Here is a 22,555-nt window from a genome sequence, read left to right as displayed (position 1 = left end):
AATAATACACTACGTTTTGTTGTGCTTAATAGGTTATTATTTTAACAAATCGAATTAATGCTGAATAAAATATGAGCTACAGCGTGTTCAGCAGGTCAATTTACCGTTTAAATTAATATTCTCTCCCTATTTTCGCTAACAACACTTCGTTTCTAAAGGATTGATAGGAGTTAGTTTATGGGTCGCGAACAATGGGGATCTAGAGCTGGGTTTATACTCGCCGCAGTAGGTTCCGCTATTGGGTTAGGGAATATATGGCGGTTTCCTTATATGGCATACGAAAATGGCGGTGGTGCATTTTTCATCCCTTACTTATTTGCCATGATCACTGCCGGGATCCCTTTTATGATCCTTGAGTTTAGCATGGGGCATAAATATAGAGGCTCAGCACCGAAAACGTTAGCAAATATTCATTCAAAGTTTCAGTGGTTAGGTTGGTTCCAAGTTGGAATCGCGGCGACTATTGCAGTTTACTACGTTGCGGTCATCGGTTGGGCTATCTCTTATTTTGGCATGTCATTTACCCAAAGTTGGGGGCAAGACACCAATACTTTCTTCTTTAAAGAATATTTGGCATTGGGCGACAATTCTCCTACCAACCTTGGTTCCATTCAGTGGGAAATCGCCTTTTCCATGTTGATCGCTTGGGCTATCACGTATGCTGCTATTGTTGGTGGTGTGAAAGCTGGAATAGAAAAAGCGTCGAAAGTAATGATGCCTATTTTATTCATTATGGTGATCGTGTTGATAGGCCGTATGATTGTCCTTCCGGGAGCATTGGAAGGCGTAAACTACATGTTCAAACCTGATTTTAGCAAGATTTGGGATGTGAAGGTTTGGGCGGCAGCGTATGGTCAAATCTTCTTTACCCTCAGTATTGGTTTCGCCATCATGATCGCTTACTCCAGCTATTTACCGGCTAAGTCAGACATTAGCAACAATGCCTTCATGACTGTGTTAATCAATTGCGGATTCTCAATCCTCGCTGGTATCATGATTTTTTCTGTACTTGGCTACATGGCACATGCACAAGATAAATCGATTACTGACGTTGTAACTTCGGGAGTCGGCTTAGCATTCGTTACATTGCCAGCCGCGATCAACCTACTTCCTGCACCTTATATATTGGGACCGCTATTCTTCCTTGCACTAGTTGTCGCAGGACTTAGTTCGCACATTTCCATTATGGAAGCGGTCACGAGTTCAATCATGGATAAGTTGGGCTGGAGCCGTAAAAAGGCGGCAAATATTGCCATTGGCTTAGGCTTTATAATATCTATGGCTTTCGCTACCAACGGTGGTCTCTTGCTACTCGACCTTGTTGATCACTTTGCTAACAATGTCGGCATCATTACTAGCTGTTTAGTTGAAATTATTTTGATGACCTGGCTGTTTAAAATTGCGGATGTTCGCGACTATGTCAATGGCATTTCTGACTTCAGAATCAGCACTTGGTTTGACGTATGCTTACGCTTTATTACCCCTGTTATCTTGGCGATTATTGTCGCAACTAAATTCTTCACGCTATTTACATCAGGCTATGGCGGTTACAACTTAACATTAGGCTGGATGCTTATTGCAGTATTGCTTGTGGTCAGCCTTCTTATCAATGCAATGAGTAATAAGGAGTTCCAATAAATGACGACTGGCGCAATTATTATGATGATTCTAGGCTTGGGGATTACATGGGGAGGTGCTGCTTACTGCCTTAAAAGAGCCATGAACAAATAGGTCTTAACCCACATAGGTCTATACGGCCTATGTGGGACTTTCTTCCTCTGTCCACTGATAACCTACTGACTTTGCTTCGTTGACAATAAACTCTAAATCTTCAGCACTATGCTGCCTATCATAGCTGATTGTGCAGCTAAAACGGTCTTCCAACTCAATCCAAGTGACCGTATTGAAAGCACCAAAGTCAACCCCGCCGCTTTGTACCGACATACCAATATACGGCGCAAAGGGTAGATTAATTTCGCGATAACCTACTAAGTGCTTCTGCTGCTTACTATCAAATATATGAACAATTATCGTAACGCTATGTATCATGACTCACCTATCCAATCGCGATTTACGCGCCCTTGGTAATCAATATACGAAGGCAAGGCATCAATAACATTGGCAAAGCCTTCTCTTTTCACTGTGATACTCGTTAATAGTAGGAGAGATTCGCACTGAACGTCGACTAGATAGCAGTGTCTCTGTCCCGAGCAGAAACTGGATATATGCTCTAATTGTTTCTATTGTAAAAGTAACATCAGGGAGTTACCTATGCGATTATTACTCATTGGCGTCGCTTTACTGTGCTTTCAAGCTCTCGCACAGCCACTCAAAATAGCGAGTTTACCCTACCCGCCCTTTACGTATTTGGAAGATGGTAAACCTAAAGGAATCGCCGTTGATATCGTAGCGGAAGTGATGAACCGCCTAAACGTCGAGCATGATATTATGGTTATTCCATGGGCGAGAGCAATGAGAGGAATGGAGATAGGCGACGTAGACGCCCTGTTCCCAATGTTTAAAACTACTGAACGCGAAGTCTTTACTCACTATCCAGATTTACCTGTTGTTTATGAAAGTATGGCTATGTTCGTACAACCCGACTCTAGCCTTCAATACAAAACGATTTCCTCTTTAGCAAGTTATACTTTTTGCATAGTAAGAGGATATAGCATGGGTAAAGAGTTTGATGCCGCTATTGAAGATAAAACCCTTTCTAAAATCGATCTAGCTAACTCCTCGACCCTCAATGTGAAGAAGTTTCTGCGTCACCGATGCAATATTATGGTAGATAATGATGCTGTTGTTTATTACTTGTTGCCTAAAGTAGATGCTTCAGCTAAAGACGTGAAGATGTTGAAGCATCTAGTGCAAGAGCCCAGTTTTCTAGGCTACTCCAAGCTTGGTCAAGGCAGTAAACTAGCACCTCGTACTACCGAAATCATCCAATCTATGCTCGACGACGGAACAATACATACCATTGCTGAAAAGTACCTAGGCCAAGGTGTTCGAAACTGGCCCGATAGCGACTAGGAATTCAATAAAATAAATAGAGCTATCGCAACAAAAAATACCCCGGTTGCTAGCTCTATTTTCTTAACCTCTTTTTTTAGGAACTTAGAAGTATAAGCACCCAAATTTGCGTAAACAAAATGAACTGCAAAAGTGCTCGCCAGTAGTATGAGAGTAAGGTTAAGACTTTGCAGCGCATTACTTGAGTCAGCGCCAATAAATGCTGGTAGCAACGAGGTAAAAAATAAGATAACTTTCGGACTGAGTAGTGACATAATGATCCCCGTCTTAAAGGTAAATTTGGTATTCACCTCCAACCCTCCTTCAGCTAAGTTAGACTTTTTAGCATTGACAATACACATAACACCTAGGTAAAAAATGTACGCAACTCCGGCATATTGCACCGCATAGAAAGCAACTTTTGATTTGATCATCAACACCGTCAGTCCTAGTGAAGCAACCAAGGCTATGACCGCCATTCCAACGATAATACCGACCATCAATGGCAATGTTTTTCTAAGCCCAGATGTAATAGAAGAATTGATGACGGCTAACGTGCCTGGCCCTGGTGTCGCCGCACCCACTAAACATGTAATGACATATGCGACCATCTCAGATTGAATCATTGGTTACACCCTTTCTTAAACCATAAGTAGACAAGTTTCTGCGACAAATATTCACGTATACAGGCTAGGTTTGATAGGAAGTAATTGACTCGTATACTGCGTCGATATGTAAACCATCACCTCATAAACAAAGAACATGGAGCACCAGTTCTTTGATATTCAGTCACTTAATTACGTCTACCTGCTTGTATAAAATTGACTTTGAACACACTGCATGAATACGGTAGCATCAATTGCTAGTTTTCTGCCCAACTAAGGTGTTCTGATGCAATCTGGATATAACTACTCGATGCTTGATTGTTTCGGTGGCATTGAATGTGTTAATGCTCAATATAAAAACGTACATTTAGCAAAGCATGTTCATGAAGGGTATGCCATTGGTGTGATTAACCAAGGTGTGCAAAAATTCAATAGCTTGGGCTGCAATCACTCTGCTGGTACTGGTAGCTTAGTCATCGTCAACGCAGATACAGTGCACACTGGGGAATCGATTAGGGATGTCGGGTGCAATTATCGAGCGCTATATCCAACTCCGGAAAGCATAGATACAATCTTATCCGACTTGCCGAGCTCAAAGAGTTGCGCGCCATATTTTACCAACCCCATACTCCATGATACCGAGCTCATCGAGCTCCTAAAGACTATTTTTAGTCACTCAGACAATCAATCACCAAAATTGGTTATGGAATCACTACTGTTTACATTTTTTGCCAAGTTAGTCGTTAGGCAAAGTCACTCTCGTCTAAGCCTAAATACAGCGAACGCCAGTAGCAATATTGATAAAGTACGAGATTACCTCAATGAGTATGCTCAGCAAAATATCAGCTTAGATGAGTTAGCAAGAATAGGTAATGTAAATAAGTACACACTTATCCGCCAGTTCAAGCAAAAATGGGGGCTTGCTCCCCACCAGTATCAGATTCAAATAAGAGTTCAAAAAGCAAAGCGGCTACTTAGGACAGGCTTGCTACCCGTTGAGGTTGCCACTGAATGTGGCTTCTATGATCAAAGCCATTTGTGCAGGCACTTTAAAAAATCGCTTGGCGCGACGCCTAACCAATATCAAGTGCATACGTCATTCAAGACGATAAATTGAGCATTCTGAAACACCAAGCTAATCTGATTTTTTCCTTTGGTGTCGATTGGATGCATTCGATTTAATTCTTACCGGAATACGTTGTTTTTCATGCAGCAAATGACGGATAGCTAATATTGGGTGAGAGAACAACATTCTTGGGCCAGAATAACGCATGACTACCCTCATTTGCTCTTTGGGCTCTCGCTTGTAGCAATGTATTGGACAGCGATTACAAGTAGGTTTTTCTTGGCCATATGGGCAGCGATCTAAACGCTTTTGTGCATAGTTAAGCAACTCGGCACAACTAGCACAAACTGCCTTTTCAGTTCCATGATGGGCGAAACAGTATATCTCCACCATTTTGCTAACGGTTTTGAATTCAATAGCTAATTTGCCTTGCAATATTTGCTCATGTTGTACTGGCATAGCGCTAATACCTTTCGCCTGTTCGTTGTTCAATTATAACCAATCACATTTTCCCGCTCTATCCATTTCAATAGGACATAAAGCGCTCAAATAGACTCAAACTAGAGATATTGCTCTATGTTTGTGCATGAGTTAACAGTATTTATTTTGTGAATGGATAATATTGCGCTCCCTCATAGTTTGTAAAAGAAGGTGTCTATGGTTAAGAAATTATTGCTAATTTTCTCAATGATATACTTTGGTAATACGCAAGCGTTTGCGCAAAACGTCAGCTATAACGTGTTTCTCATACCATCCAAGAAAGTTGCCGCTACAGTACAAAACATAAGCCAGCAGCTGAAAGAAGAGAAGTTAGACTCCTTATACAATCAAAGCTACCTACCACATATCACCCTTTATCTAACCGAATATCCGCAAGAACGTCTGAAATCAATTGAGACAAAAATGGAACTACTAGCGACTCAATTCCAGCCGTTCGACATTACGTTAGACAAAGTTGAACGTACCAAAGGTGATTGGTTAATGCTTAACGTCGAAAATAATCGACACCTGCAAAGCCTAGCAGACAATGTAACCGTAGCTTTAGAACCACTGAGATCGCCAAATCCTTCCCTGCCAAACTGGGTTTCAAAATACCCTGAGAAGTTGGCTAGCTTCAAGCGATATGGTAGCCCCAACGTATTCACTAACTTTGAGCCTCATATCACCTTACTACCGAAAAGCGATGCTAAGAAACTCGATAGTTTCATGCATAAGTATGGCAATGATTTTAAGCCTGAAACGGTTCAAGTCATTGGTATAGGCATCGCCCAAACAAACGCAAACGGCCAAGCAAAAAAGGACTTGGCAACGTATTTTTTCAAGTAAGTAAATAATGAAAGGAACACTTTTCATGACGAAAACAAAACTACTGCTAAGCACGCTTGCTTTAGCAATTGCTGGCTCTACTTTGGCCCTACCTGCCCAAGCAACAACTGAAACACTCAACCCTGGCGTTACAATCAACCAGTTGTCAGAGCGTCAGCCGATTCACTGGGTTTCAATCGAGCAAATAGCAGCCAGCCTGAAAGGAAAGCCACCGATGAGTGTAGGCTTTGACGTAGATGATACTGTGCTGTTTTCCAGTCCCGCTTTTTTCCATGGTAAGCAAGTATTCTCTCCAAATAGCAATGATTACCTCAAAAACCATAAGTTCTGGGACGAGGTGAGCAATGGTTGGGACAAATTCTCAATACCAAAAGAGTCCGGTCGCGAGCTCATCGAGCTGCATTTAAAACGTGGTGATCATATCTACTTCATCACTGGGCGTCCAAAACCGACTTCTGGCCACGAAGAACTAACAGAGATAATCCAAAAAGATTTCAATATCCCATCAAAAGACATGAACCCAGTGATTTTCTCTGGCCCAAGTCATGGGGCAAAAACATCGTATATCAAAGACCATAAGATTAAGCTCTACTACGGTGATTCGGATGGCGATATCCTAGATGCTCGTGCTGCAGGTGCTGAAGGTATCCGAGTTCTCCGACCAAGCAATTCAACAAATCGTCCAATGCCGCACAATGGTTCATTAGGAGAGAAGGTACTGGTCAATTCTCAGTACTAACAACCTAAACAAAGAAATGGAGCCGTTGCTTAGGCTCCATTTTTTATGCCTGCTATTTAACTAAAGAGGGAGCTAAAAGCTCATTCAAGCACCCACGAGTTATTCGTATCGACGAATAATTTCAGTAAGCTCTCCTGACTCTTGCATCTGTTTGAGTCCTTGACTGATCAAGTCAGCGTAATATTCAGAACTACTTTGAATTGGGGAGAACGCGATATACAACCCTTCACCTGCAAGGCAGCCGGCATTTTTGAACTCTAATACCCCACTATCTTCATTGTGCTTTTCAAAATGACTGACCTTATAGGGGAAGACTTTCCAATCTTCTAGCACTGTATCAGTGCGATCATTTTGTATTTGCCTGATGCGCTTTTTTGTCACATTCATCCCAGAGAGCTGAACTATTGTCCTTTCTCCTTGATTGTGATTCTTGTGAATATAATCATCAAAAAGCTCACCATAAGAATAACCATTTATAATAGAGACCTTGCGACCTTTTAAGCTCTTCGTTCCATCGTACTGCCAAGGATCACCTTGTTTTACGAAAAAACACATCTTAGATATTAGGATTGGTGCATCATGGAAAATAAAGTCAGGCGCGTCACTTTTGTAAGCATCAATAACCCCATCGTATTTTCCTTCACGAACACTTTTAATCGCGCGTGCCCAATTAAGATCACTGTAATCAATAGAGTGGCCAGAGAGACTAAAAATATGTTCTGCGACATCAACCAAAATACCTTTCTTTTCTGAAGCGGGATCGCAGCTATACGGGCACCAAGCATCCGATACTAGCTTCACTGTATCAGCCTTAGTTGGAGTGATGAGAAAACTTGAGCTTAGTAAAAGAAGCAACACTACGATCGCTTTTTTCATTGCTACCCCTTTATCAAAATCCAATGATAATGAGGAGAGCTTAGTATAAAACGGACACCGTATACGCGAAGGGAGTATGGTTTTCCGGCCCGAAGACCCACTAAGCTATAGCTATAAAAAATTTATTTTCGAATGAGTGTGTCTGTAAAATCTTACGATCAAAAAAGCCAGCAAGAATGCCGGCTTTTTCTGATACAAAGTGAGAAGTTAATTAGCTTTGAGATTGAACTCGAGCTTTTGCTTCTGCTTTCTCTTCATCAGTACGGTAGTCCAAGAACACAATCAAGAAGAAAGGCACTAGGAATGCAACTAGGATAGATACCGCGTAGATCCACATTGGGCTAAATACTGGAATAGTTAGCAATGATGTGAAGGCAAACGCTTTAGTCGTTACACCGCTTGCTACAACTGCTGCACCATTGTGCATTACAGTGTGCTTAGTTAGAGAACCAAGAACCGCGATCACTACACCGCCGATGAAACAACCAGGAAGCATACGTGAGTAAACTTTCTTGAAGCGAAGGTGGATACCGTATAGAGATGGCTCAGAGATACCACCGAATAGACCTGCAGCCAACGCACCAACAGAAGTCTGACGCATTAGAGAGTCTTTTTCACGCCATGATAGGAATAGAACACCAGCAGTAGCACCGAAACATGCGAAGTTCCATACACCCATAGGGCCTTGGATGAAGTCATAACCCAATGTTTGGATGTTCAGTAGCATCAACGCGTTTAGAGGCCAGTGCAATCCAAGTGGAACCAAGAATGGGTAAAGCATTGGGATGATGATTGCGAACAAGAATGGCGCATGAGTGTTCATCCAAGCAAGACCAATACCTAGCTTAGTACCAGCTGTAACACCTAGTGGGCCTAGGAAGAAAGCTGTTAATGGAATCATGATAACTAGCGACAGGAACGGTACGAATACCATGTGTACGTTTTCAGGGAAGATCTTCTTAAGACCACGCCAAACTAAAGCAAGCACAGCAACCATGATTAGTGGAACAAAAACCGAACCTGAATAGTCGTACCAAATCATTTGGTGACCGAAAATATTCGCTACGTAGCTATCAGTACCCAGTACCGGGTTTTTAGTAACAACTGTAGATGCTAGGTTCTTCAAGCTAGCAAACTCAGGTGTCATTAGCGCACCCATGATTGCTGCACCAACCCATGGGTCGACACTCAATTTCTTCGAAGCGTTGTAGGCAATCATGATCGGTAAGAAATAGAATACCGTATGCCACATTGAGTTAACTAGAACCCAACCAGCTGAAGGGTCATCAAAAGCAACAATGTTTAGAGAACTTAATGCAGCTCTTAAAGCAATGATCAATGATGCGCCTAGTAGAACACCCAGAATTGGACGGAAAGAGTCAGATAGGTATTCGAAGAAGCTATCAACCCAAGCAACCTTGCCACGTACGCCACTGTTACGGATCGATGCTTTTAGGTCATCATTAGACTGAGAAGCGCTTTCGCCACCCTTGCTGTCTTCTTCGCCTGTAGCACCCTTCATTGATGGTAGAGCTTTTATCTCATTGAATACCGATAAAACCGCACCGCCGATGATCACTTGGTAACGATCACCAGACTGAGGAACACTGCCCATCACTTGCGAGATCGCATCTAACTTTTCCTTATCAGGTAGCGAACCATCATGTAGTTCAAAACGTAGACGCGTCGCACAGCACGTCATGAACTTGATATTACTAGGGCCACCTAAACCATCAACGATGGCTTGAGCAGCAGACTCATTACTTTTTTGCACCATTACAATATGCTCCTGATGAAAATATTTAGAATTTTATATTGAGTACCAAAGGCACACCCCCGCAGCCTAAATCTTAGTACTCAATTACAATGTAACTAGATGTTGCATTATATTTTTCGGCTCTAAATATATATTGACGCCAATCTAACTTTCTAGACAGTTACGAAAATAAGTTTCAAAACTAAAGACAGATCACAGTCTTTCACCTGGTCAACAACAAGACAATAGCGTGCTAATTGTTTGTTTTAAAAGAATTTAAATAACAAAGTTATTAATTTCACCCCGTAAATAAAATAGATCGAGTTGTTATTTTATGTAACGAAATTACATATTGATGTTTTTTTCGCTCCAACTTCAACAGATTTGGTAAACATGGTTAATAGTCGAACAAATGTTGATGCAAATCACGTTTGGTTGACACTATTCATTTATAACCACTCAATCTTTATTTTTTATCGAAAAAAAAGATTTCTGTAGTTTTCAGTAGTTTTATATGCAACCTCGGACAATGAAATGCCCTTTAATTGAGCAATATATGCGGCAACTTCTACTACATATGCAGGTTGATTTTGTTTACCTCGGTGAGGAGTGGGAGCTAAATAGGGAGAATCCGTTTCAATCAGAAGCCTATCTAGTGGAAGCGCTTTAACGACATCTTTAAGCTCGGTAGCCTGCCTGAACGTAACAATTCCAGAAATAGAAATGTAGAATCCAAGCTCCATTGCTGCTTCTGCAAACGGGAGATCTTCTGTAAAACAGTGAATAACACCACCGCATTTATCAGCGTGATTATCTCTTAAGATTCTTAATGTATCTTCGCGAGCATTTCGAGTGTGGATGATGAGGGGCTTATCAAGCTCTACCGCTAATTGTGTCTGCTTTTCAAACCGAAGTTTTTGCAGGTCTGCAGTTTCCGGTTGATAGTGGTAATCTAAGCCCGTTTCACCGATCGCGACAACTTTAGGGTCTTTTGCATAGGTATGTAATATATCTAACGCAAAGTCGCTATTCACATCGAGTGGGTGTACACCGCAAGAGGCGTGAACATTGTCATACGGTTTTATCATTTCCAGCATAGCAGGGAATGAGTCGAGAGTAACACCAACGGAAAGGATATCAGTGACATTCACTTTACGAGCTTTTTCTAGCACGTCCTCTATACCCTTGTGTAACTCTGTATAATCAAGTTTGTCTAAGTGACAATGGGAATCTACGAACATGGTTCCTCTTTATGCTGTATCAACCAGTCTGCTGTGAGTAGCTCAACATTCAAACCAGAATTTGTTTCTAATTGGCGCCTCAATTGGCCGAGCGTCGAACCCATTTGGTAAAGCTTATCGTAACTTAGCAACTCACATAGCTTAACGCTCCCCGGAGTCAGCTGAGGATCGCACACATCAAAATGGATTTTTTGCGCGTCGCTAATTAAGTACCATAGCCACGTCATGCTAAGCATTGCTTGTTGAGCAATAAGAGAAGTTAACTCTATCCAATTATCTTCACCATGGGCATAAAGCAAAAACTGCTCTTCTAGTTTTCGATAGTCGCTTAACCAATCTTGCTCAATAAATTGCTTGGCCTGCAGAGGTTCATAATTGCAAATATGGGCGACAAATAAAGGACAATCTTGGCCAATTTGTTGCTCAACCCACTCTGTCACTTCAATTGCTGTAGGCACAGGCAAAGACCACTGTTGGCAACGACTCACTATTGTCGGTAGCAACAAATTAAGCCTATCAGTTAACAGTACGAAAAAGCATTGCTGGGAAGAGCTTTCTAGTGTTTTTAAAAGAGCGTTGGCTGCTGACTCATTGAGAGAGTGTGCTGACTCTATGACAATTAGGCGATGGTGTGAAAGCTGAGAGGATTCCTGAGCAAACTTGTTGCACAGCCTAATTTGATCAACGGTTATAGCCTTCCCTTCTTTTTCGGGTTTAAACAAATGAAAATCGGGATGGGTACCTGAAGCCATTAAGTCGCAGCTATGACACAACCCACAAGGGCTCACTTTATCTTTTGTACACATAAGAGCCTTAGCGAGCTGCTCTACGAGCTTATCTCCGCCAAGTCCTAGAGGTGCATTTAACAAGCTGACATTAGAGAATTGATCTGAACCTAAGCTGTTTTGCCACTTATGCCAAAGTTCCTCTAGCCAAGGATACAAATCGCTCATGATTTGAGTTCATCCAACCATTGAGTAAGTGCAGATGTTATATCCTTCGAAACATTTTGGATTTCTTGGCCTGCGTCGATGACTGAAACCCTCTCGTCACTTTTTGCCAATTCTAAATATTTATCTCTTGTACGCTGAAAGAAGCTAAGATCCATCTTCTCGATTCTATCTAACTCTCCCCGCCCTCTCGCTCTTGCAAGACCGATGCTAGGTTCAATATCTAGATACAAAGTAAAATCCGGTTTAAAGTCGCCTAACGCTGTGTGTTTCAATGATTGAATCAGCTCTGAGGAAATCTGACGCCCACCACCTTGATAAGCTTGTGAAGACATGTCATGCCTGTCACCAATAACCCACGTATTGCTATCCAAAGTAGGCTTAATTACCGTTTCGACTAACTGGACTCTCGCTGCATACATCAGCATTAGTTCACTCATATCCTGAAGCGGCTCATCTTCCAGCTCTAGCTTGGTTAGCTCGCGCATTTTTTCAGCAAGGACAGTGCCGCCCGGCTCCCGAGTCGTTTTTACCTGAGTGATTCCTCGTTCATTGAGAACATCAACGATGGCCTTCATTGCTGTGCTCTTACCTGCACCTTCTAGTCCTTCAACAACGATAAATTTTGCTTTATTCATTTGCTACTTCTTAACTTTCTTAAATACGCTCTTACTGCGATGTTGTGTTGACGCAGTGTCTTAGAAAACACATGTCCGCCGCTACCACTAGCGACAAAATAGTAATATGGACTGGTTCCCGGATGTAATGCTGCTTTGATTGATGCTAACCCTGCCATAGCAATTGGTGTGGGCGGTAAACCACGGATGACATAGGTGTTGTACGGAGTCGGTGTTCTCAGGTCTTTCTTGGTAATATCACCATTGTATTTGTCACCCAAACCATAGATAACGGTTGGATCGGTCTGCAATCGCATATTCTTTCTCAAGCGGTTGACGAAAACCGATGCAATGGTAATACGCTCTGACTCAATTGCAGTTTCTTTTTCAATGATTGAGGCCAATATTAATGCATCATAAGGTGTCTTAATAGGTAAGTCCTTTTGCCTCTTATCCCACAATGCATCAAGATGGGAAAACAGTTTCTTGTGGGCGCGTTGCAAAATCTCAATATCTGTCGTGCCAGCAGTATAATTATAGGTCTGTGGCAAGAATAGGCCTTCAAGATCCTCTCTCTTAATACCTAGTTTTTCTGCTATTTCGGCCTCTGACAGTGACTTCATTGTGTGTTTTAAATGAGGAGCCTTTTCTAGTTGCTTCTTCCATTCAGAGAACCTGCTGCCTTCAATAAAGGTGATCGAGAATTGATGCTCTTTTCCTGATACAAGTAACTTCAATATATCAACCAGCTTTTCACCACTCTTAAAGTCATAGGTGCCCGCTTTGATATCTGTCAGCTCAGGTCGAAAGCGGCCTATCAAACGCGCATAAGAACTTGAGTTAATCCAGTTTCGGTCTACAAAATCTTGTAGGACTTGTTTTAAGTTTGTTCCGCTGTCTACAGTCACCAATTGTGAGTTCTGTATAAGCAATGGTTGATTGAGAAATTGGCTTACTTGATTATTTAAAAACCAAAGTGCGCTTGCTGCCAATGCAACGGAAAGAATTAAGCCAACAGCAATTTTTTTTATCACGACGTAAAATACTCCTGAATACTTCTAGTCATTTGGCCAATTTGGAAACATTGATTGCCTATCTTCGTGACCGGCGCTACCGTGAGAATAGAGTTTGTTATAAATAGCTCCTCTGCTTCAAGAGCTTGATGCAGTTTAAATTGCCCCGATTCAACTTCAAGTCCCTTACTTGAGAGCTTACTTAGAACTAACTTTCTCATAACTCCAGAAACACCCGCCTTATCTAATGCAGGTGTGTACCATTTTTTGTTCTTTTTCCAAAAGATATTTGCCATTGTTGTCTCAACAACGTTGTCCTCTATATCGAGAGTAAGTCCGTCTAGGAAACCATTCTTGTCCATCTCTGATTTCAGCAAAATTTGCTCTAAGCGATTGTTGTGCTTGTGACCTGCTAGCATTGGACTATGACCCAGTCGTTTTTCACATACTCCCAGCTCAATACCTTGGCTTTGTATTGTTTCATAGTGATTAGGGAAAGAAAATTGGCCAACCGTAATATTGGGAGAGTCGACCAAGGCCGGGCTATAACCTCTTCCACCGTCACCTCGGCTTATATGTAGCTTTAAGCCAGCCTTCTCATCAGGTAATGCTGCCTGTTCAAGCATTGTTAGAACAGATTCCCAATTGGGAGAAGAAATTTCGAGCTGTGTTAAACACGCTTCCATTCTTTCAACATGCAGCGACCAATGCTGGATTTCCCCTTTTCGAGTAAGCATGGTTGTAAAGCAACCGTCTCCATACTGAAAAGATCGGTCAGTTACTGGGATGCTATTTGTAGGTTTTCCGTTTACCCAAAACATATACACACCTCAAAAAAAAGCGGCTTAATGCTATGCACCAAGCCGCTCATCAATATTTTAGTAAATATCTATGCTTTTTAAATCTTTTTAAAGATTAAACAGCCGTTTGTACCACCGAAACCGAATGAGTTACACGCTGCATATTCCATATCTACGTCACGGCATACATGTGGAACCAAATCTATACCTAGGCCTTCTTCAGGATCATCTAAGTTAATCGTTGGTGGCACTTTCTGATCTACCAATGACATGATTGTGATGATCGCTTCAACAGAGCCTGCTGCACCAAGTAGGTGACCAATCATAGACTTAGTAGAAGATACAAGAACTTGCTTCGAAGCTTCCTCACCAAGAGCACGCTTGATGCCTTTGATTTCTGCTACGTCACCAGCTGGAGTCGATGTACCATGCGCATTAACATAACCAACTTTCTCGCCAGAAATACCTGCATCACGCATTGCAGCTTCCATAGCTAGTGCACCACCAGAGCCATCTTCACTTGGAGACGTCATGTGGTAAGCATCACCGGACATACCGAAGCCAACTAGTTCACAGTAAATCTTAGCGCCGCGAGCTTTAGCGTGTTCGTATTCTTCAAGAATAACCATACCTGCGCCATCACCAAGTACGAAACCATCACGGCCTTTGTCCCAAGGACGAGAAGCTTTTTGTGGTTCATCATTACGAGTTGAAAGTGCTCTCGCTGCACCAAAGCCTGCAATACCCAGAGGAGTAGACGCTTTTTCTGCACCACCCGCTAACATTGCATCTGCATCACCGTATGCAATCATACGAGCAGCATGGCCAATGTTATGTAGGCCAGTTGTACATGCCGTCGAAATCGCAATGTTTGGACCGCGCATACCGCACATGATAGACAGGTTACCTGCAACCATGTTTACGATCGTTGAAGGTACGAAGAATGGACTTACTTTACGAGGTCCTTTCTCAACAAGTGCTTGGTGACCTTTTTCAATCAAATCAAGACCGCCGATACCAGAGCCGATAGCAACGCCTACACGCGCTGCGTTTTCTTCAGTGACTTCAAGACCTGAGTCTTTAAGTGCCTGAACACCTGCTGCGATACCGTATTGGATAAATAGATCCATCTTACGCGCGTCTTTTTTCGACATGTACTCTTCGCAGTTAAAGTCTTTTACAAGACCTGCAAAACGAGTGGAGTATTCGGCAGTGTCAAAGTGCTCGATATTAACGATACCACTTTGACCTTCTAGCAAGGCCTTCCAAGAAGTTTCTACAGTGTTGCCTACCGGCGACAACATTCCCATGCCAGTTACTACGACACGACGCTTGGACACGATATTATTCTCCGGAGTTGATAAGGTTTGAGAAGGTAAAAAAGATTTAGAAAACACAGGCGGCCGGAAAGCCGCCTGGGAGAGATATTACTGAGCGCTGTTTACGTAGTCGATTGCAGCTTGAACAGTTGTGATCTTCTCAGCTTCTTCATCTGGAATCTCAGTGTCGAACTCTTCTTCTAGAGCCATAACTAGCTCAACAGTGTCTAGAGAGTCAGCACCTAGATCATCTACGAAAGAAGCTTCATTCTTAACTTCTGCTTCGTCTACACCTAGCTGTTCAACAATGATTTTCTTTACGCGTTCTTCGATGTTGCTCATTTTTTTCTTTTCCTATTACAGATGTCGCCTAATGCGATGATTCCGTAGTTTATTCAAACTAGTGAAAGTTGCAAGAGGCACCTTGCTGGTCAAACCACAATTTTCGCGATTTTAACCGAAATTCAGTACATTTTTAATCTAAATCATGCACAATTCTTGCGCATGTTAGCCAAAAGTTTAACATTTAGTTTGGTCACCCTATCAATAAAGATGACCAACTAGCGCATATTAAACCATATACATGCCGCCATTTACATGTAAAGTTTCACCTGTGATGTACGCAGCTTCAGGAGAGGCCAAAAATGCGACTGCTGATGCAATTTCACGAGGATCACCTAAGCGACCGGCTGGCACTTGAGATAGTGTAGCAGCTCTTTGCTCATCGTTAAGAGCTTTTGTCATATCCGTTTCAATAAATCCTGGTGCAACTGTGTTTACTGTTACACCACGAGAAGCTACTTCACGTGCCATTGATTTCGTAAAACCAATCACGCCAGCTTTAGCTGCTGAGTAGTTAGTTTGGCCTGCGTTACCCATAGTACCTACAACAGAGCCCACGTTAATGATGCGGCCGTTACGCTTTTTCATCATGCCACGCAGAACTGCTTTAGACAGACGGAAGATAGATGTTAGGTTGGTATCCATGATATCCGTCCATTCATCATCTTTCATGCGCATAAGCAGATTATCGCGTGTGATACCTGCATTGTTAACCAAGATATCTAACGCGCCAAACTCATCGTTGATCGTTTTTAGTGTTGCTTCGATTGACTCAACATCAGTAACGTTTAGTGCTAAGCCTTTACCGTTCTCACCAAGGTATTCACTGATAGCTGCTGCGCCATTTTCACTTGTCGCTGTACCAATAACAGTAGCGCCGCGCTCTACAAGTAGCTCAGCAATAGAACGGCCAATACCGCGGCTAGCACCTGTTACTAACGCGATTTTACCTTCAAGATTCATCATTTTATTTCTTCCTTTTTACGCTTTTGCTGCGTCTAGCGTAGCAACATCGTTAACGGCTGCTGCGCTAAGTGTTTTGACAATGCGCTTAGTCAAACCAGTTAATACTTTACCTGGACCAAGCTCAAACAGTTTTTCGACACCTTGCTCGCTCATAAGTTGCACGCCTTCAGTCCAACGAACTGGGCTATAAAGCTGACGAACCAATGCGTCTTTGATTTTTGCTGGGTCAGTTTCTGCTACGACATCAACATTGTTGATGACTGGTAATTGAGGAGTGTTGAACTCGATGTCTTCAAGCGCTACTGCAAGTTTATCTGCAGCTGGCTTCATTAGAGCGCAGTGAGAAGGCACAGATACTGGCAATGGCAGTGCACGTTTAGCACCCGCTTCTTTACAAAGTACACCCGCTCGCTCAACGGCAGCTTTGTTACCAGCAATAACAACTTGGCCCGGTGAGTTGAAGTTAACTGGGGATACCACTTCACCCTGCGCAGCTTCTTCACAAGCTTTAGCAATACTGTCATCATCCAAACCAATGATTGCGTACATTGCACCAACACCAGCTGGTACAGCTTCTTGCATCAATTGACCACGTAGTTCAACCAATTTAATTGCTTGTTTGAAATCGATAACGCCAGCACAAACTAATGCTGAGTACTCACCTAAGCTGTGGCCAGCTAGATTTGCTGGTTGTTCAAGGCCTTGCTCTTGCCATACACGCCAAATAGCGACGGAAGAAGCAAGTAGAGCTGGTTGAGTACGGAAAGTTTGGTTTAGGTCTTCTGCAGGGCCGTTTTGAACTAGAGCCCAAAGGTCATAACCTAGCGCTTCCGACGCTTCTGAAAAAGTTTGTTTAACAACGTCATATTGCTCTCCAAGCTCTGACAGCATACCCACGACTTGTGAGCCTTGGCCTGGAAATACGATAGAAAACTTGCTCATTTTAGATTTCCTTAAGCAAAAATTAATAAAAGGTGCGAATTAGTCTAAAGACCAGTTGCACACCTTAATTGATTACATTATCTAGGTTAGAACTTGACTAAAGCCGAGCCCCAAGTAAAGCCACCACCAAACGCTTCAAGCAGAAGTGTTTGACCACGTTTGATGCGGCCATCACGTACAGCTTCATCGAGCGCCGTTGGAATTGTAGCAGCTGAAGTATTGCCATGACGGTCTAACGTCACTACAACCTGATCCATTGGCATAGATAGCTTTTTCGCTGTCGCAGATATAATGCGCAGGTTCGCCTGATGCGGAACCAACCAATCCAATTCGGATTTATCCATCCCATTCGCAGCTAGGGTGTCTTTCACTAGTTTAGAAAGCTGAGTGACCGCGACTTTGAATACTTCATTACCCGTCATGTGCAACCATTTATCTGGATTGCCACCTCGTTCTGGCATTTCCAAGCACAGCAACTCACCATAGCGGCCATCTGAATATACATGGCTTGAAAGTATTCCTGGCTCTTCGCTTGCGCTTACAACCACAGCACCTGCGCCGTCACCGAACAGAATGATTGTAGATCTGTCTGTAGGATCACAAGTTTTTGATAATGTGTCAGCACCAATAACAAGCACATTTTTGCACATGCCAGTCTTGATATGCTGATCAGCCACAGATAGGCCATAAACAAACCCAGAACAAGCTGCCGCTAGATCAAACGCTGGACAAGCTTTAATTCCAAGTTTCGCTTGGACTTGGCAAGCTGAAGACGGAAAAGCGTGACTGCCACTGGTTGTCGCAACGATAATCAGGTCGATATCATCTTTATCAATACCCGCCATATCGATTGCATTCTGTGCTGCATGAGATGCCATATCTGCGACGGTTTCACCATCTGCAGAGATTCGGCGCTCTTTAATGCCTGTGCGTGCTACGATCCACTCATCACTTGTATCTACCATTTTCTCTAGATCTGCGTTAGAACGCACCTGAGATGGCAAGTAGCTGCCAGTACCTAATATTTTGCTATACATGAAGACTTATTAATGCCTCTCGAGTAAAACTGCTTCCAAACGATCTCGTATACGGCTTGGCACTCGCCGTTTGACCTCGTGTACTGCCTCACCTATTGCGTTGACTACCGCAGTTACGTCAGCACTTCCATGGCTTTTTATGACAATTCCGCGCAATCCTAGCAAACTTGCGCCATTATACTGGTCGGGGTTCAGTAGTTTCAGCTCTTTCAAAAGCCCAGAGAATAGTTTTCGTCCAATCCAGCCTTTTATTGAAGGTGACATTATTGAAGAGGTTAACTTTTCAATAAAAAACTGAGCGGTTCCTTCACTGGCTTTTAGGCAGCTGTTACCTGTAAAACCGTCACACACTATCACATCTGCAATATCATCGAACAGTTTGTTCGCTTCAATATAGCCGATATAATTCACAGATTGTGTTTGAGAGAGAAGTTCTGCGCAGCGCTTTACCCTTTCGACGCCCTTAATATCTTCAACTCCGATATTAAGTAGAGCGACTCTTGGCTGACGCTCTAAATGCTGTTCTGCCAAGGCACTTCCCATTACCGAGAACTGAAACAACGCCTCTTCACTACTGACAACATTTGCACCGAGATCTAACATCCAAGTGAAATTTCCAGTTTTGGTCGGCAATGCAGAGACCAAAGCTGGTCGCTCGATACCTGGCAAAAGATTCAAATGACGGCGTGATAGAGCCATGAGCGCACCGGTATTTCCCGAGCTGACTACGGCATCCGCTTTCTCACTAGCAACCCACTCAATAGCGGTATTCATAGAGCTGCCTGCACTTTTTCTGAGTGCTTGAGAAGGCTTTAAAGAATTTGATATTACCTGGTCGCAGTGAACAATCTCTATTCGATCGCCCAACTCTTCGGCCAGTTTTGATAGTGAACTATAGCCGAAATCTGACAAGTGCTCGAATATGTCGCCCTGTTTGCCAACAAGTATAATTTTGAGCTCTGGGAAATGCGACAGTGCCTGCACGACGGCAGGCACTGTAACGCGAGGACCGAAATCCCCGCCCATTGCATCAACTGCAACGGTTATATTTTGCAAAGGTCAACCTTACTTGTTGATAACCTTTTTGCCACGGTAGTAACCTTCAGCAGTTACGTTGTGGCGCAGGTGAGTCTCACCTGAAGTCGCGTCTACAGACAAAGCTGCTGTAGTTAGGGCATCGTGTGAACGACGCATACCACGCTTAGAACGTGTCTTACGGTTTTTTTGTACGGCCATGGACCCTACTCCTGAGTTAATTGCTTAAAAAATTACTTTTTTAAGTTTTTTAAAACATCGAATGGATTCGGCTTTTCTTCCACAATTTCTTCTGGAATCTCACCAAACACCATATTGTCTGAATCAACGCTACAATCCGCTGCATCATGCATTGCAATTTGGGGTAAATTCAAGATGAACTCATCTTCAACTAGCTTAATCAAGTCGATCTCACCGTACTCGTTCGGATCTACCAAATCGTACTCTTCCGGTGCTTCTTCTTCACTTTTCTCACCATAGTAGGGAGTACAAGTGAAGGAGACTTCACACTCATGTGTGAAAACTTCATTACAGCGTTGACATTCTAATTCGACTTCGACGTTAGCTTTACCAGAGATAACTACGAGTCGTTGTTCATCCAACCCAAATGACATTGACACTTGCGCGTCGCGTTTCACGCCTTCGACCGATTCCTCTAAGCGCTTTAAAAGACTAGCCTGGATGATACCATCATAGTCCAATCTTTTTTGAGCTGCTTTAGCAGGATCAACCGTTCGCGGTATTTTTACCTTTTGCATAGGGCGCGAATATTATCTTTATCGACAAATATAGTCAAAGGAAAAGGCAAAAAACTTGAAGTTTTTTTCGTTTAAACAGAAAGCATTGTGTCACCTTGGCTTTGTCGACTATTATCTTGCCTGTCGTTAAACTGCACAATATAAGTTATGGCTACATTACCACTAGTACTTGCATCCACTTCTCCATACCGTCAGCAATTGTTAGAAAAGCTCACGCTTCCTTTCACTACTGCATCTCCGCAATGTGATGAAACCCCAAAAGAAAATGAATCCCCTACCGAGCTAGTTCGTCGCTTATCAATAAGCAAAGCCAAATCCTGTCATATAACTCAACCGAGCCTTGTTATTGGTAGCGATCAAGTGTGCGTTATAGAGGGTAAAATCGTAGGTAAACCACTGACAAGAGAAAAAGCGATTGAACAACTTAAAAAGCAAAGTGGAAAAGAAATCACATTTTATACTGGATTAGCGGTTTACAACACGATTACTCAGCAAGTTGAAGAAACTATTGACACTGTCGTGGTTCATTTCCGGCAGCTAACTGATCAAATGATTGAAAATTATGTCGACAAAGAGCAACCGTTTTATTGCGCGGGCAGTTTTAAGTGCGAAGGCTTAGGCATTGCACTATTTAGCAAAATAGAAAGCAAAGATCCGAACAGTTTGATCGGCTTACCTTTAATTGATTTAGTGACACTTCTAGAGAATCAAGGAATCGAAATACTATAAGCAGTGCAATTAAGCACTGCCCTACGCTGTTTTTACACCATATTCCTTAACGACTGTAAAACGCTTTCTAGCTTTTTCTCCATCGGCGCGTTTATATCCATCCACTCTTCACTGGAGGGGTGAACGAATCTAATGTTGGCGGCATGGAGGAAAAGTCTATCTAAGCCAACCTTACCTGTATAAGCATCAAACCTTCTATCACCGTATCGGTCGTCCCATGCAATTGGGTGACCTGTATACTGTGTATGTACCCGGATTTGGTGAGTACGGCCAGTAATTGGGCTAGCTTGCAATAACGTTGCATCTGAAAAAGCTTCAAGTATCTTAAATCGCGTTTCAGACGGTTTACCATCGGGATTAACCCTGACGATACTGTTTACTTCGTTCTTCTTCAAAGGCGCTTTGACAACTTTACAGCTGTTCTTCCAACGCCCCATGACCAATGCAAAGTAGAACTTCTTGACGGTTTTCTCGCGAAACTGAGCTTGCAAGTGGCGCAATGCCGAGCGCTTCTTTGCAACCAATAAAATACCTGAGGTATCTCTATCAATCCGGTGAACCAATTCTAAGAAGCGAGCTTGAGGACGTAATGCTCGCAATGCTTCAATTGCTCCGAACTTAAGACCACTACCACCGTGTACCGCCGTACCAGAAGGTTTATTCAGTACTAATAGATGCTCGTCTTCATAAAGAATATTGGATTCAAGTTCCGCTACTTTATTAAGTTTAGTGCTCACTTCAGGCTGAGCAGAGGATTGCTCTAAAGTCACTGGCGGGACTCGTACTACGTCTCCTGCACATAGCTTATACTCAACCTTAATTCTTTTTTTATTAACTCTCACTTCCCCTTTACGAACAATTTTATATACGACGCTTTTGGGCAAGCCTTTTAGTTGATTGCGCAGAAAGTTATCAATACGCTGTCCAGCCATATCTTCATCTATTTCGATGAACTGGACTTTTGTTTTTATCTCACTCATGCGGCGATTGTAACATTGGATGCTTACTGGTATCACTTTTTCTTTCTGCTTTATCTACACAGAAGAAATTTCGTCACTTTTACAACTTACGAGTGCTGTGGATAACATTCGACACAAAATCACCGCCAATCATAAAAAGTATGATCTAGCGCTTAAAATCCAAATAGATACCGATTTTAGCTTTTTTTATATGTGAGATTTTCACGCTGTTTATAACAAAGCAGATTGCTGTGTGAACTCTGCGCTGCTATAGTTCACTGCTGTTATAAGTGTTTTAGGTTATTTTTTAATCACCACCTAGCATTTTAAAGCAACTTAGTTGAGTAGACTTCCTCAGATCTTGATATGCAGCATATGGCGTAAGACATGTTCAAACTGAGCTAACTTGCTGGCTTCTACTCGCCATCTTATATGTTGAGTATTATCCGCACTATTTGCGGCTCACA

26 protein-coding genes are annotated in these 22,555 nt (G+C 42.5%); 7 read left to right on the top strand and 19 right to left on the bottom strand.

Translation table 11 applies throughout. The features are described from left to right. The first annotated feature begins 177 nt into the window (after nt 1-177). A complete protein-coding gene (locus L7A31_RS09890) occupies nt 178-1,638 on the top strand; it encodes a sodium-dependent transporter (protein ID WP_237361347.1) in 1,461 nt (486 codons plus the stop codon). Then, nucleotides 1,639-1,731 (top strand): MetS family NSS transporter small subunit, encoded by a 93-nt coding sequence (locus L7A31_RS09885; RefSeq protein ID WP_237361346.1) that lies wholly within the window; start codon nt 1,639-1,641, stop codon nt 1,729-1,731. It begins immediately after the preceding gene. Nucleotides 1,732-1,758: 27 nt separating this feature from the next. On the opposite strand, the gene L7A31_RS09880 is transcribed toward L7A31_RS09885, so the two are convergent. Next, a complete protein-coding gene (locus L7A31_RS09880) occupies nt 1,759-2,049 on the bottom strand; it encodes a hypothetical protein (RefSeq protein WP_237361345.1) in 291 nt (96 codons plus the stop codon). 222 nt (nt 2,050-2,271) lie between these two features. Here L7A31_RS09880 and L7A31_RS09875 point away from each other — a divergent pair, with 222 nt between their 5' ends. Then, nucleotides 2,272-3,033 (top strand): substrate-binding periplasmic protein, encoded by a 762-nt coding sequence (locus tag L7A31_RS09875; protein WP_237361344.1) that lies wholly within the window; start codon nt 2,272-2,274, stop codon nt 3,031-3,033. Here the strand turns inward: L7A31_RS09875 and L7A31_RS09870 are convergent. After that, nucleotides 3,030-3,638 carry a LysE family translocator gene (locus L7A31_RS09870; RefSeq protein WP_237361343.1) on the bottom strand — a complete coding sequence of 203 codons (609 nt, stop codon included), beginning with the start codon at nt 3,636-3,638 and terminating at the stop codon, nt 3,030-3,032. The two genes, L7A31_RS09875 and L7A31_RS09870, sit on opposite strands and share 4 nt — an antisense overlap. A 265-nt stretch (nt 3,639-3,903) precedes the next feature. On the opposite strand from L7A31_RS09870, the gene L7A31_RS09865 reads away from it, so the two are divergent. Next, a complete protein-coding gene (locus tag L7A31_RS09865; RefSeq protein WP_237361342.1) occupies nt 3,904-4,734 on the top strand; it encodes an AraC family transcriptional regulator in 831 nt (276 codons plus the stop codon). 18 nt (nt 4,735-4,752) lie between these two features. On the opposite strand, the gene L7A31_RS09860 is transcribed toward L7A31_RS09865, so the two are convergent. Next, nucleotides 4,753-5,142, bottom strand: coding sequence for a nitrous oxide-stimulated promoter family protein (locus L7A31_RS09860; protein ID WP_237361341.1), 390 nt, complete (start codon nt 5,140-5,142; stop codon nt 4,753-4,755). 198 nt (nt 5,143-5,340) lie between these two features. Between L7A31_RS09860 and L7A31_RS09855 the strand changes: the two genes are divergently transcribed. Next, nucleotides 5,341-6,009 carry a 2'-5' RNA ligase family protein gene (locus L7A31_RS09855; RefSeq protein ID WP_237361340.1) on the top strand — a complete coding sequence of 223 codons (669 nt, stop codon included), beginning with the start codon at nt 5,341-5,343 and terminating at the stop codon, nt 6,007-6,009. A 25-nt stretch (nt 6,010-6,034) separates the two neighbouring features. Beyond that, complete coding sequence (gene aphA / locus L7A31_RS09850) at nt 6,035-6,748, top strand: acid phosphatase AphA (protein WP_237361339.1); 714 nt, start codon at nt 6,035-6,037, stop codon at nt 6,746-6,748. A gap of 99 nt (nt 6,749-6,847) precedes the next feature. Here aphA and L7A31_RS09845 read toward each other — a convergent pair whose 3' ends face one another. From L7A31_RS09845 to yceD, 15 genes are all read right to left on the bottom strand, one after another. Then, nucleotides 6,848-7,624, bottom strand: coding sequence for a substrate-binding periplasmic protein (locus L7A31_RS09845; RefSeq protein WP_237361338.1), 777 nt, complete (start codon nt 7,622-7,624; stop codon nt 6,848-6,850). A gap of 211 nt (nt 7,625-7,835) precedes the next feature. Continuing rightward, nucleotides 7,836-9,401: a PTS transporter subunit EIIC gene (locus L7A31_RS09840; RefSeq protein WP_237361337.1), complete on the bottom strand. Its 1,566-nt coding sequence runs from the start codon at nt 9,399-9,401 to the stop codon at nt 7,836-7,838. A 452-nt stretch (nt 9,402-9,853) separates the two neighbouring features. After that, nucleotides 9,854-10,621: a TatD family hydrolase gene (locus tag L7A31_RS09835; protein ID WP_237361336.1), complete on the bottom strand. Its 768-nt coding sequence runs from the start codon at nt 10,619-10,621 to the stop codon at nt 9,854-9,856. Further along, nucleotides 10,612-11,574, bottom strand: coding sequence for a DNA polymerase III delta subunit-related protein (locus L7A31_RS09830; protein ID WP_237361335.1), 963 nt, complete (start codon nt 11,572-11,574; stop codon nt 10,612-10,614). The genes L7A31_RS09835 and L7A31_RS09830 overlap by 10 nt, the downstream gene beginning before the upstream one ends. Further along, the gene (gene tmk, locus L7A31_RS09825; RefSeq protein WP_237361334.1) at nt 11,571-12,209 is read right to left on the bottom strand and encodes a dTMP kinase; all 639 of its coding nucleotides are present in this window, start codon (nt 12,207-12,209) and stop codon (nt 11,571-11,573) included. Before tmk ends, L7A31_RS09830 begins: the two co-directional genes overlap by 4 nt. Further along, nucleotides 12,206-13,222 carry an endolytic transglycosylase MltG gene (mltG, locus tag L7A31_RS09820; protein WP_237361333.1) on the bottom strand — a complete coding sequence of 339 codons (1,017 nt, stop codon included), beginning with the start codon at nt 13,220-13,222 and terminating at the stop codon, nt 12,206-12,208. Before mltG ends, tmk begins: the two co-directional genes overlap by 4 nt. Next, nucleotides 13,219-14,022, bottom strand: a complete 804-nt coding sequence (pabC, locus tag L7A31_RS09815; protein ID WP_237361332.1) for an aminodeoxychorismate lyase — start codon at nt 14,020-14,022, stop codon at nt 13,219-13,221. Before pabC ends, mltG begins: the two co-directional genes overlap by 4 nt. A 77-nt stretch (nt 14,023-14,099) precedes the next feature. Continuing rightward, nucleotides 14,100-15,341, bottom strand: a complete 1,242-nt coding sequence (gene fabF / locus L7A31_RS09810) for a beta-ketoacyl-ACP synthase II (RefSeq protein ID WP_237361331.1) — start codon at nt 15,339-15,341, stop codon at nt 14,100-14,102. 87 nt (nt 15,342-15,428) lie between these two features. Continuing rightward, entirely contained in the window at nt 15,429-15,662 is a 234-nt protein-coding gene (gene acpP, locus L7A31_RS09805; protein WP_004406112.1) for an acyl carrier protein, read from the bottom strand. A 228-nt stretch (nt 15,663-15,890) separates the two neighbouring features. Then, nucleotides 15,891-16,625: a 3-oxoacyl-ACP reductase FabG gene (gene fabG / locus L7A31_RS09800; RefSeq protein ID WP_237363544.1), complete on the bottom strand. Its 735-nt coding sequence runs from the start codon at nt 16,623-16,625 to the stop codon at nt 15,891-15,893. Between the two features lie 18 nt (nt 16,626-16,643). Continuing rightward, nucleotides 16,644-17,570, bottom strand: a complete 927-nt coding sequence (gene fabD, locus L7A31_RS09795) for an ACP S-malonyltransferase (RefSeq protein ID WP_237361330.1) — start codon at nt 17,568-17,570, stop codon at nt 16,644-16,646. An 86-nt stretch (nt 17,571-17,656) separates the two neighbouring features. After that, on the bottom strand, nt 17,657-18,607 hold the full coding sequence (locus L7A31_RS09790) for a beta-ketoacyl-ACP synthase III (RefSeq protein WP_237361329.1): 951 nt from the start codon (nt 18,605-18,607) through the stop codon (nt 17,657-17,659). Between the two features lie 9 nt (nt 18,608-18,616). Further along, the gene (gene plsX / locus L7A31_RS09785) at nt 18,617-19,663 is read right to left on the bottom strand and encodes a phosphate acyltransferase PlsX (protein WP_237361328.1); all 1,047 of its coding nucleotides are present in this window, start codon (nt 19,661-19,663) and stop codon (nt 18,617-18,619) included. 9 nt (nt 19,664-19,672) lie between these two features. Further along, nucleotides 19,673-19,843, bottom strand: coding sequence for a 50S ribosomal protein L32 (rpmF, locus tag L7A31_RS09780; protein ID WP_014232495.1), 171 nt, complete (start codon nt 19,841-19,843; stop codon nt 19,673-19,675). 32 nt (nt 19,844-19,875) lie between these two features. Then, the gene (yceD, locus tag L7A31_RS09775; RefSeq protein ID WP_237361327.1) at nt 19,876-20,400 is read right to left on the bottom strand and encodes a 23S rRNA accumulation protein YceD; all 525 of its coding nucleotides are present in this window, start codon (nt 20,398-20,400) and stop codon (nt 19,876-19,878) included. 147 nt (nt 20,401-20,547) lie between these two features. Between yceD and L7A31_RS09770 the strand changes: the two genes are divergently transcribed. Then, complete coding sequence (locus L7A31_RS09770; protein ID WP_237361326.1) at nt 20,548-21,129, top strand: Maf family protein; 582 nt, start codon at nt 20,548-20,550, stop codon at nt 21,127-21,129. Between the two features lie 32 nt (nt 21,130-21,161). Here L7A31_RS09770 and rluC read toward each other — a convergent pair whose 3' ends face one another. Further along, a complete protein-coding gene (gene rluC / locus L7A31_RS09765) occupies nt 21,162-22,109 on the bottom strand; it encodes a 23S rRNA pseudouridine(955/2504/2580) synthase RluC (RefSeq protein ID WP_237361325.1) in 948 nt (315 codons plus the stop codon). Nucleotides 22,110-22,555 lie beyond the last annotated feature (446 nt).

Source organism: Vibrio marisflavi CECT 7928 (assembly GCF_921294215.1).
In the GTDB taxonomy this organism is placed as follows: Bacteria; Pseudomonadota; Gammaproteobacteria; order Enterobacterales; family Vibrionaceae; genus Vibrio; species Vibrio marisflavi.
This window is presented reverse-complemented; position numbering and strand designations above follow the sequence as displayed.